This is a genomic window from Gemella parahaemolysans, from assembly GCF_053758945.1.
Genome location: NZ_JBSMTP010000020.1, coordinates 1 through 11,494 on the forward strand (window position 1 = coordinate 1; position 11,494 = coordinate 11,494).

General features: G+C 35.9%; 3 protein-coding genes and 1 pseudogene. 1 reads left to right on the plus strand and 3 read right to left on the minus strand.

Annotated elements, in window-relative coordinates:
• The coding region (locus ACWOBP_RS07930) for a DUF1542 domain-containing protein (RefSeq protein WP_455338230.1) at positions 1 to 6,555 on the minus strand (6,555 nt) is incomplete at its 3' end.
• Between the two features lie 827 nt (positions 6,556 to 7,382).
• On the opposite strand from ACWOBP_RS07930, the gene ACWOBP_RS07935 reads away from it, so the two are divergent.
• A complete protein-coding gene (locus ACWOBP_RS07935) occupies positions 7,383 to 8,216 on the plus strand; it encodes a YwqG family protein (RefSeq protein WP_455338231.1) in 834 nt (277 codons plus the stop codon).
• Between the two features lie 284 nt (positions 8,217 to 8,500).
• On the opposite strand, the pseudogene tnpA reads toward ACWOBP_RS07935, so the two are convergent.
• A pseudogene (tnpA, locus tag ACWOBP_RS07940) lies at positions 8,501 to 8,965 on the minus strand (IS200/IS605 family transposase).
• A 232-nt stretch (positions 8,966 to 9,197) separates the two neighbouring features.
• The coding region (locus ACWOBP_RS07945; protein ID WP_455338232.1) for a DUF1542 domain-containing protein at positions 9,198 to 11,494 on the minus strand (2,297 nt) is incomplete at its 5' end.

An 11,494-nucleotide genomic window follows, 5' to 3' on the forward strand; every position in this document is an offset into this window, starting at 1 on the left:
TGCATTTCCTTTATCGTCTACTACTACAGTTGCATCTGGGTTTACAGCTTTAACTTTGTCTTCGATCGCTTTCTTCTCTTCTGGAGTTAAGTTAGCTGGATCTTTTACTACAGCTTTATCTGCTGGTGTATTTACGTTGTTTCCTGCTTCTGGCTTAGCTGCTTCTTCTGGTGATTTAGTTAAGTCTGCCGCTGGAATTACTGCTGTTTTTCCTTCTGGTGTTGTTACTGTTGCGTTTCCTTTATCGTCCACTGCTACTGTTGCACCTGGGTTTACAGCTTTAACTTTGTCTTCGATTGCTTTCTTCTCTTCTGGAGTTAGAGCATCTGGATTTGCTACTACAGTCTTAGCCGCTGGTTTAACAATGTCATTTCCTGCATTTGGCTTAGCTGCTTCTTCTGGTGATTTAGTTAAGTCTGCTGCTGGAATTACTGCTGTTTTTCCTTCTGGTGTTGTTACTGTTGCGTTTCCTTTATCGTCTACTACTACAGTTGCATCTGGATTTACAGCTTTAACTTTGTCTTCGATCGCTTTCTTCTCTTCTGGAGTTAAGTTAGCTGGATCTTTTACTACAGCTTTATCTGCTGGTTTATTTACATCATTTCCTGCATTTGGTTTAGTTGCATCTACTTCTGATTTGAATAAATCTTCTGATGGGATTGTCGCAGTAGTTCCATCTTTCAGTGTAACTGTCGCATTACCATCTTCATCAAATTTAACAGATTTAGTTTCTGGGTTTAATTCTCTTAATTTTTCTTCTGCTTTAGCTTGATCATCTGGATCATTTGCTTCACCAACTATTTTGTCTGCTGGTTTAACGATTTTACTATTTCCTGCATCTGGTTTAGCAGTATCTTCTTTAGTTCTCACTAATTCTGATGCTGGAATTGCTGCAGTTTTACCATCTGGAGTAGAAACAGAAACAGTTCCATCTTCATCGATTGTTACGATAGCATCTGGATTTACCTCTTCAACTTTAGCAACAATCTTAGCTTTTTCTTCATCTGTTAACTTAGATGGATCTTTTACGATAACTTTATCAAGTGGTTTGTTAATATCGTTTCCACCTTTACCATTATCTAATTGATCTTCTGTTTTCACTAATTTTGTTGGATCGATAATTCCTTTATCGCCAGCTTCTGTTGTTACTTCGATGTTTCCATTTTCATCATATTTAACCTCTTTAGCTGTTGGATTAACTTTCTTAACCTCTTCTAAAATTTTAGCTTTTTCTTCATCTGTTAATGCACTTGGATCTTTTACTAATACTTTATCAATTGGTCTGTTTACTTCTCCAATTGCTTTAATAGCCGCCTTATCAGCTTCTTCTATTGTATTAACATCGTCTACACTACTTACTGCATCAATTGCTTCTTTAGCTTTTTCCGCAACTTTATCTACTTTAGCTTTTAATACTTCTTTAGCTTTAGGAGATAAGTCTGTACGTGCATCAAGTGCTTCTTTTTTAGCTTTTGCTTCGTCTTCAATAGCCTTACGAGCATTTGGCTTATCTTCTACAACTGGTACAGATTTCTCGATTTCTTTCTCAGCTCCGTCTTGAAGTCCTTTAACATCTGCATCTTTTTTAGCATTATCAATTTCTTTCTTAGCTTGATCTGCTAAATCTTTCGCTGCATCTGCTGCAACTTTCTTCTCTTCATCAGTAGCATCTGGAGTGTTAGCAATATCTTCTAATTGCTTAGCTAATTTATCATCAATTGCTTTCTTAGCTGCTGGTTTAGTTACTGCTTCTGGGTTTACAGCTTTAACATCTGCTACACCTTTATCTTTTGCACCATCTACTGCTTTTTGAGCTTCTGCTGCTTTTTCTGGTGTTTCTGCATTAGCTGGTTGAGCATCGATTGCTTCTTTTGCTTCTTTTGCTTTATCTTGAGCTTCTTTCTTAGCTGCTGCTTTTTCTTCGTCAGTTAAGTCAGGACGTGCATCGATTGCTTCTTCTTTCTTAGCTAATTCATCTGCTACTGCCTTCTTAGCGGCTTCTTTCGCTACTGGATTTACTTTCGCAACTTCTCCAGTACCAGCATTTTTCGCTTCATCTACTGCTGCATCTGTTGTTGCTGCATCGATTGCTTTCTTAGCGTCATCTGCTGCTTTCTCTGCTGCTTTCTTAGCTTCATCTTTTTCTGCTGGAGTTAAGTCTTCACGTGCGTTAATTGCATCTACTTTAGCTTTAAGAGCGTCATCAACCGCTTTCTTAGCTTCTGGTTTCTTAGCCGCTACTGGATTTACAGCTTTAACATCTGCTACACCTTTATCTTTTGCACCATCTACTGCTTTTTGAGCTTCTGCTGCTTTTTCCGGTGTTTCTGCATTAGCTGGTTGAGCATCGATTGCTTCTTTTGCTTCTTTTGCTTTATCTTGAGCTTCTTTCTTAGCTGCTGCTTTTTCTTCGTCAGTTAAGTCAGGACGTGCATCGATTGCTTCTTCTTTCTTAGCTAATTCATCTGCTACTGCCTTCTTAGCGGCTTCTTTCGCTACTGGGTTAACTTTCGCAATGTCACCTGTACCAGTTCCTTTAGCTGCGTCTACTGCTGCATCTGTTGTTGCTGCATCGACTGCTGCTTTAGCTTTATCAGCGGCTGCTTTAGCTGCATCTTTAGCGGCTTTCTTCTCTTCATCAGTTAAATCTGGACGTGCGTCAATTGCTGCCTCTTTAGCTTTAAGTGCATCGTCAATGGCTTTCTTAGCTGCTGGTTTCTTAACTGCTTCTGGATTTACAGCTGCAACTTCATCTACACCTGTTTTCTTAGCTGCGTCTACTGCTGCATTGCTTGGTGCTGCATCAATTGCTTCTTTAGCTTTATCAGCGGCTGCTTTAGCTGCATCTTTAGCGGCTTTCTTCTCTTCATCAGTTAAATCTGGACGTGCGTCAATTGCTGCTTCTTTAGCTTTAAGTGCATCGTCAATGGCTTTCTTAGCTGCTGGTTTCTTAACTGCTTCTGGATTCACTGCAGTAACTTCATCTACACCTGTTTTCTTAGCTGCATCTACTGCATCTTGAGCTGTTTTAGCTGCTGTTGGTGTAGCTGCTGCATCAGGTTGCTCATTGATTTTCGCTAATTGTGCATCAGCTTTATCTTTCGCTTCATTCTTAGCTGCTGTTTTTTCTTCATCAGTTAAGTCTGTACGTTTATCAATTTCAGCATTTTTATCTTCTAATGCTTTCGCAATTGCTTTCTTAGCTTCTTCTTTTGCGACTGGAGTTACGTTTTCAACTGCTTTAGCTCCTTCTGTTTTCGCTGCATCTACTGCTGCATTTGTTGTTGCTGCATCAACAGCACCTTTAGCTACGTCTGCTTGCGCTTTTGCTGCTTCTTTAGCTTTAGTTTTCTCTTCTGGAGTTAAATCTGTGCGAGCATCGATTGCTTGGTTTTTAGCTGTTAGCGCATCGTCGATTGCTTGTTTAGCTTCATCTTTCTTAGCTACTACTGGGTTATCTTTTGCGATTGCATCAGTTCCTGCTTTTTGAGCTTTATCAAGAGCATCTTTTGTTGTAACTTCAGGTTTCGCTATTTCATCAAGAGCTTTTTTCTTATCAGCATTTACTTTGTCAATTGCAGCTTGCTTTTCTTCATCAGTAGCATTTGGAGTTTTATTAATAGCATCAATTTGCTTCTCAGCTGCTTTATTAACCGCATCGATAGCTGGTTGTTTGTCTAAAGTTACAAACTCTGATAATGGTCTTGTGTCTTTTGAACCATCTGTATATGTTACTACAAGATTTCCATCAGCATCTTTTGTTACTGAAGCAATTTTAGCATCTTTATCATCGACATTCTTACCTTTTTTATCTGCTAAGTTTGCATCGTCATTATTCTTATTGTACTCAAGTTTTAATTTTTCTTTAATTTTTTCTAACTCTGCATCCGTCACATTAGCTGGATCTGTTACAGCTACTTTTTCTGTTGGAGCTGCAATGTCATATTTAGATGTTTGATTTTTAACGATGAACTGAACGTATCCTGGTTTTTGTTGACGTACTGCATCATCAGTTGAAGCATCATAAGTTTGATCTGATGGCATTGATTTTGCATTATCGTTATCATTAGCAACGATGAAACTTGTCCATTGGTTTGGAGCTTTAAGAGTTGTAACACCTGTCATCTTGATAGTTGCTGTTCTCTTATCTTCAGATACTGTTCCTTCTCCGTTTGTAACAGCACCGTTATCAATCTTACCTGTTGTGAATCCGTATCCTGCAGTGTTATCATTTGCAACACCACCTGGTCCACGTAGGTATAAATCTTTAACTGTTGTTTCATCTTTACCTGTGAATGTTAAATCTGTGTTTTCTCCTGTGTAAACATAGATTTGACGTTTATCAGCATTTGAGTATGGAAGCTCTACTGTTGGTGCCTTGTTTACAAAGTCTGATAATGGTCTTGTGTCTTTAGATCCATCTGTGTATGTTACTACAAGATTTCCTTTAGCATCTTTTTCTATTGAAGCAATTTTAGAATTTTGATCTGTAACATCAGCATCTTTTGAGATATTCGCATCGTCATTATTCTTATTGTGCTCAAGTTTTAATTTTGCTTTGATTGTATCGAACTCTTCATCTGTTACGTTAGCTGGATCTGCTACTGTAACTTTTTCTGTTGGTGCTTTGATATCGTACTTATCTGTTTGAGATTTAACAACGAATTGAACGTATCCTGGTTTTTGTTGACGTACTGCATCGTCAGTTGAAGCATCGTAGTTTGCACCTGTCATTGATTTGGCATCATCATTATCTTTAGCTTCAATGAAACTTGTCCATTGGTTTGGAGCTTTAAGAGTTGTAACACCTGTCATCTTAATAGTTGCTGTTCTCTTATCTTCAGATATTGTTCCTACTCCGTTTGTAACAGCGCCGTTATCAATCTTACCTGTTGTGAATCCGTATGCTGCAGCGTTATCATTTGCAACACCACCTGGTCCACGTAGGTATAAGTCTTTTACAGTAGCATCATCTGAAGCTTTGAATGTTAAGTCAGTATTCTCACCAGTGTAAACGTAGATTTGACGTTTATCTGCATTTGAGTACGGAAGCTCTACTGTTGGTACTGGGTTAGTACGTGCTACGCTTGCAACTGGAGTAGTATCTACTGAATCGTCATTATACGTAACAGTAACCGTTCCATTTGCAACAGCAACTTCTTTCACTACTTTAGATCTATCTGCTAAGACTTCTCCTTGTTTAGAAGCTAGTCGAGCATCTTCTCTAGTTGCTTTATCAGAGTATTGAATCTTAATTTTCTCTTTGATTTTGTTAATATCAGTTGGAGTTAAATTGTTGATATCTGCAACAGCAACTTTATCTCCCTCTGCTACTGGTTGAATATCATATTTGTATGTTTGAGATTTAACAACTAAGTTGAAATAACCAGGAGCTGATGGAGAGTTACCTCCAGCCAATCTACCACCAGCAGAATCTTCAAGTTGTAAATATCTTGCTCCTAATACTGCTCGTTGATCTTCGGTTTTTGTGTAAGATTTAAGTTCTTTAAAAGTATCATTTGGTTTACCAGTTATTTTAATTGTTACTGGACCTTGAGTTTCAGTTAGTGTTTGATGATAACTCCAACCATAACCATCTATTTCAACTTTTTCTTCTGGAGGCATAGATCCGCGTCCAAATTTCGAATAAGCTATCGCTTGATCACTTTTCGATTTTAGTGTGAACTGACCACTTCCAGCTTTAACTGTTGCTTTAGTAATATTTCCAGCTGTTGAGCTAACTGTAATATTGACATCTGCGTCTTCTTCATTATAAAGGTAAATTTCTTTTCCATTAGAATATTCCATAGAATAATTAAAGTTACCATGAGTTGCAGTTGTCTCAGCTCTAAACGCATTATTTTTATCTAATGCTTTCCCATTACGTGGATCGTTTGAACCTGTGTTTTCGATTGAGTTAGAATCAGATTTTTTCTCTGTGTTTTCTGCTTTTTTACCTACAGTTGGTTGTCCGTTAGTAGTGTCTACTTCTGGAGTTTCTTTTTTCTCTACAGGTTTGTTTTTTAATTTAGTGTTAGCTGTAGTTACTAATTTACTGTAAACTTTTGTAATTTCATCTTGAGTCGTTGCGTTTGCTAATGTAGCTTTTGCAGCTTCTAAATCAGCTTTTAATACTGCAACAGATTCTTCTGTTTTGTTAGCATATGTTCCATCTGCAAATTTTGCTTCGATTTCTGCAACGTATTTTTCAAGTTTAGATTTATCTAAAGCTTTAACTTCTTTTGCAGTTTCTCCACCAAGTTTTGCTGCTACTGCTGATGCTACGTCTTCTTTAGTAGTTTCTTTAGCTACAGGTTGTGCAGTTGCTACTGGTGCTGTCGGAACATTTTCTTTTGCTCCTGCGTTTGTTGTATTATCCGCTGTTGTATTGTTTGATACTTCTTCACTAGCTTGCGCTACTGCTCCAGCACCAAAGAAGATACTTGCACCGATTACCACTGATGCTGTACCTACTTTAAACTTCTTGATAGAATATGTCTCTACCTTAGTACCATCTTTGGTATCTCTTAAATAGTGATTGTTTTTTCCTATCATGTATTACCTCCTAAAATAAATAATTATAAACATACAAAACTCACGATAATTTTAATATTCCATAGAAAATTAAATTTTTATCGTTTTATTTTGCTATTAAATAGTCATAAATAAATTATTAAAAACTTATTTATAAAACATATTTTTTATATCAATAATTTTACCAAATCAAAAATAGTTTGTCTATAAAAAAGACTTATTTTTAATGTTTATTTTTTCCAACATATTCCCTTATTTACAAGTGTATGGCAGTTTGTAGATAATAACCGATTATCGCTTACAAAAAATATAATTTTTATAAAAACAATTATACAATTTACTATAATTTATTTTAATTGAATTTATTATTTTTTACTATTTTCTTAGATAAAAAACTTTAAATATTTATTGGGTATGATTAAATATCTCAGATAACTTTTAAATCAATGGTTCTAAGTATCTTATTTAGCGTATTCCCTAGTAGAAAATTTCATCCTATATTTAAGAGTGCTTATTAGTTATTCTATATAAATCCCTATTTATATTTTTTCAGATTTTCTCTAATTATATATATTTATTAAGTTACGTCTAACTTTTTCAGAATTTGAGAAAAGTATTATTAGCTAATTCAAATTAATTATGCTAGAATTAAGGCGTGAGATTTTTATGCTAGTATCTCTATAGAATTTGAATTACCAACAGAAATTTCAATCTATATTTTCTAAAAATCCTTAACAAACATACAATTCAAAATGAAAGTTAAATCACTATATCACTAAATATATATTTAGATTACTACTCAAAACTAATAAATTTAAAATAGACAACACAATTAACGGAGGTTCTTTATGATTACACTTGAAGATATTAAAATAATTATAGAGGAAATAAAAAAAAATAATAGTCGTGAATGTATCAACATTATTATAGAAGAAAATGATTCCCTTAATTTAACGGACAGTAAATTTGGGGGACTCCCATATATCCCAACAGATTCAGATACCCCTAAAGATTCAAATGGCAATCAGCTGGCATTACTTGCTCAAATAAACTGTAACGACTTACCCGAAAATACTCTATATTCAAAAGACGGTTTATTGCAATTTTGGATTAGTCGAAATGATGATTTTGGTTTAGGTAATAAAAAAGACTATTGCGTGAAATATATTGAAAATATCGAAGATAGTATATCAACGGAAAATATTCTTAATAAATATAATCTATTAAATGAAGAGAACGGTGAGGAATATTCACCATTCAACAAAAAAAATACCTCTTTTGAATTAAAATTCGAAAAAGGTATATCCACAATTACTTCAACTGATTTTCTTTTTGAAGAAATAGCATTAAAAACAATATGCGAGTTATTCCCAGATGAAAATATAGAAGATTTATACAATGACTTAGAACGTGATGTTTTTGATGCTTTATTCAAAGCTTTTAACGGTGTAGACCATGCTATAGGTGCTTATCCTACATTTACGCAGTGGGACCCTCGTAATCCGGAAGAAAAAGATGCCTACGGTATTACTTTACTTCAAGTAGAAAGCCACTGGAATAACGACTCTAACAGCAATGGGATTATGTGGGGGGATTCTGGTGTTGCCAACTTCTTTATTAATAAGGAAAAGTTGGAGAGTCTAGACTTCGAAGATGTATTATTTAACTGGGATTGTTTCTAATCTATACTTTTTTTATTTCTTTTTAAAATTTAGGGTATAAAAAAAGAAAGACTGATTAAAAACTACTCCATATAAAAATACTTTTATTTTCTTTTAATACTACTCTGTTTCAAGAGAGATAATTTTATTTTTTCTAAACTATAAATAATGACCACTCCTGAAAAGGGGTGGTTTTCTCTTCGGGTATAACCCTTTGTTACTAACACGCACCTCAAGGCGCTGGCTTTCACATTCGTTCAAGCCCTATTGTATTTTGACGCCCACTCTCCATTAAACTGGTTTATCTATTTTTTCTTATTTCCAAATGGATTTGTATATTCTTTTGTTATCAGTTTGTCAATTCCAATGTCATGCGATTCTTGTTCTCTGATATATTTTCTTATTGTACTTTCATTTAATCCTACAGTAGTTATATAGTATCCTTATGCCCAAAATTTTCTATTTCCATACTTATATTTCAAGTTTGAACACATATCAAATATCATCAGTGAACTTCTCCCTTTCAAATATCCCATGAAACTTGAAATACTGTATTTTGGCGGTATTGATAATAACAAATATATATGGTCTGACATTATATGCCCCTCTATTATTTCTACACCTTTATACTTGCATAATTTCTTTATTATACTTACTATATCTCGTTTATATTGATTAAATTCTATTTTTCTTCTATACTTAAGTGTAAATACAATATGGAATTTACACAACCACTTTGTATGCGATAAACTATTATGTTTATTTGCCATTATAAAAATCATCCTTTCTTTATTTTAGAGCTTGAACTACTCTTATCTTATCAAGAAAGGATGATTTTTCAATTGTTTAACTTTTATCTCGCACCCGCATAGCGGGTGGTTTTTTGTTTCGGAGGCTTTGCCTCCTCAACTGACTAAAGCCATTAATAAAAGACATCCTCAAAATTTAGAGGATGCCTTTTAGCCTATTAAGTTAAATTTTAGTCCTTAATAACGAGATTTTTTAATCTTCATTTTCTTCTTTACGTCTTCTTGCCGCAAATAATCCAGTTAGCATAGCTAATCCTAACCCTGCTAATCCTGTGTTAGTTTCAGTTGTACCTGTATTTGGTAATTGTTTTTTGCTAACACTATTAGAAGATTTTTCAGTTGTACCTGACTTAGCAACTTCTACAACTGATACTGGTACTGTGATGATTACTTCAGTACCATCAGCTAATTTAAGTGTTACTTTAGCTGTTAATGTACCTAAAGCTGTTGTTGTAGGTTTTTCAACTTTAACTACTTGTACACCTTCTGGTAAGTCTAATTTCGATAAAATATCTTTATCTGTTAAAGATTCACCTTGCTTAACAGTTACAGAACCATTTACAAACAGTTTTGATAAATCGTATTCTTCTTTCTCAAGAACAACTGATGAAATACGGTAAACAAAGTTACGAATTGCTTGGTCCACATCTGCTTCTGTTGTAGCTTTTTCAATTGCTTCAATTGTTTTCTTAGCTTCTTCTGCTACTTTCGCTTTGGCTGCTACTTTTTCTGCTTCTGTTAAGTCAGTAGCATTTTCAAGTTCAGCTAATTTTTTCGCTAATTCAGCTTCTACTTCCGCTTTGGCTTTAGCTTTATAATCTGTTGTCGCTGGTGTTACTTTAGCGATTTCTGCTTTCCCTGCTTCTTTTGCTAACTCAACTTCTGCTTCTGTTGCAGCTTTTTCGATTGCTTCGATTGCTTTCTTAGCTTCTTCTGCTACTTTCGCTTTAGCCGCTGCTTTTTCTGCTTCTGTAAGTTTGTCGTTAGCGTCAATTGCTTCTTCTTTTGCTTTTGCCGCTTTTTCGATTTCCGCTTTCGCTGCTGCTTTTTCTACTTCTGTCGCTGGTGTTGGTAATACTTTAGCGATTTCTGCTTTCCCTGCTTCTTTTGCTAACACGACTTCTGCTTCTGTTGTAGCTTTTTCGATTGCTTCGATTGCTTTCTTAGCTTCTTCTGCTACTTTCGCTTTTGCCGCTGCTTTTTCTGCTTCTGTAAGTTTATCGTTAGCGTCAATTGCTTCTTCTTTTGCTTTTGCCGCTTTTTCGATTTCCGCTTTCGCTGCTGCTTTTTCTACTTCTATCGCTGCTGTTGGTAATACTTTAGCGATTTCTGCTTTTCCTGCTTCTTTTGCTAACTCAACTTCTGCTTCTGTTGTAGCTTTTTCGATTGCTTCGATTGCTTTCTTAGCTTCTTCTGCTACTTTCGCTTTTGCTGCTGCTTTTTCTGCTTCTGAAAGTTTGTCGTTAGCGTCAATTGCTTCTTCTTTTGCTTTTGCCGCTTTTTCGATTTCCGCTTTAGCTGCTGCTTTTTCTGCTTCTGTCGCTGCCGTTGGTAATACTTTAGCGATTTCTGCTTTTCCTTCAGCCTCTTTTGCATCTACTTCAGCTTGGTCAGCTGCTGCTTCGATTGCTTTCTTAGCTTCGTCTGCTGCTTTCTTAGCTTCTTCTTTCGCTGCTGCTTTTTCTGCATCTGAAAGTTTGTCGTTAGCTTCGATTGCTTTTTCTTTTTCTGCTAATGCTGCATCTACTGCTGCTTTCGCTTTGTCTTTTCCTACTGGGTTTACTGCTTCTACTGCATCTGTTCCTTCAGTTGCTTTTGCGTCTACTCCAGCTTGATCTTTCGCTGCTTCGATTGCTTTCTTAGCTTCGTCTGCTGCTTTCTTAGCTTCTTCTTTCGCTGCTGTTTTTTCTGCGTCTGAAAGTTTGTCGTTAGCGTCGATTGCTTTTTCTTTTTCTGCTAATGCTGCATCTACTGCTGCTTTCGCTTTTTCTTTTCCTACTGGGTTTACTGCTTCTACTGCATCTGTTCCTTCAGTTGCTTTTGCGTCTACTCCAGCTTGGTCTGTTGCTGCTTCGATTGCTTTCTTAGCTTCGTCTGCTGCTTTCTTAGCTTCTTCTTTCGCTGCTGTTTTTTCTGCATCTGAAAGTTTGTCGTTAGCGTCGATTGCTTTTTCTTTTTCTGCTAATGCTGCATCTACTGCTGCTTTCGCTTTTTCTTTTCCTACTGGGTTTACTGCTTCTACTGCATCTGTTCCTTCAGTTGCTTTTGCGTCTACTCCAGCTTGATCTTTCGCTGCTTCGATTGCTTTCTTAGCTTCGTCTGCTGCTTTCTTAGCTTCTTCTTTCGCTGCTGCTTTTTCTGCGTCTGAAAGTTTGTCGTTAGCTTCGATTGCTTTTTCTTTTTCTGCTAATGCTGCATCTACTGCTGCTTTTGCTTTGTCTTTTCCTACTGGGTTTACTGCTGCTACTGCATCTGTTCCTTCAGTTGCTT

Bases quoted from the DNA above. Each gene is read 5' to 3' on its own strand.
- ACWOBP_RS07935 (WP_455338231.1), top strand. From the start codon at position 7,383: ATGATTACACTTGAAGATATTAAAATAATTATAGAGGAAATAAAAAAA.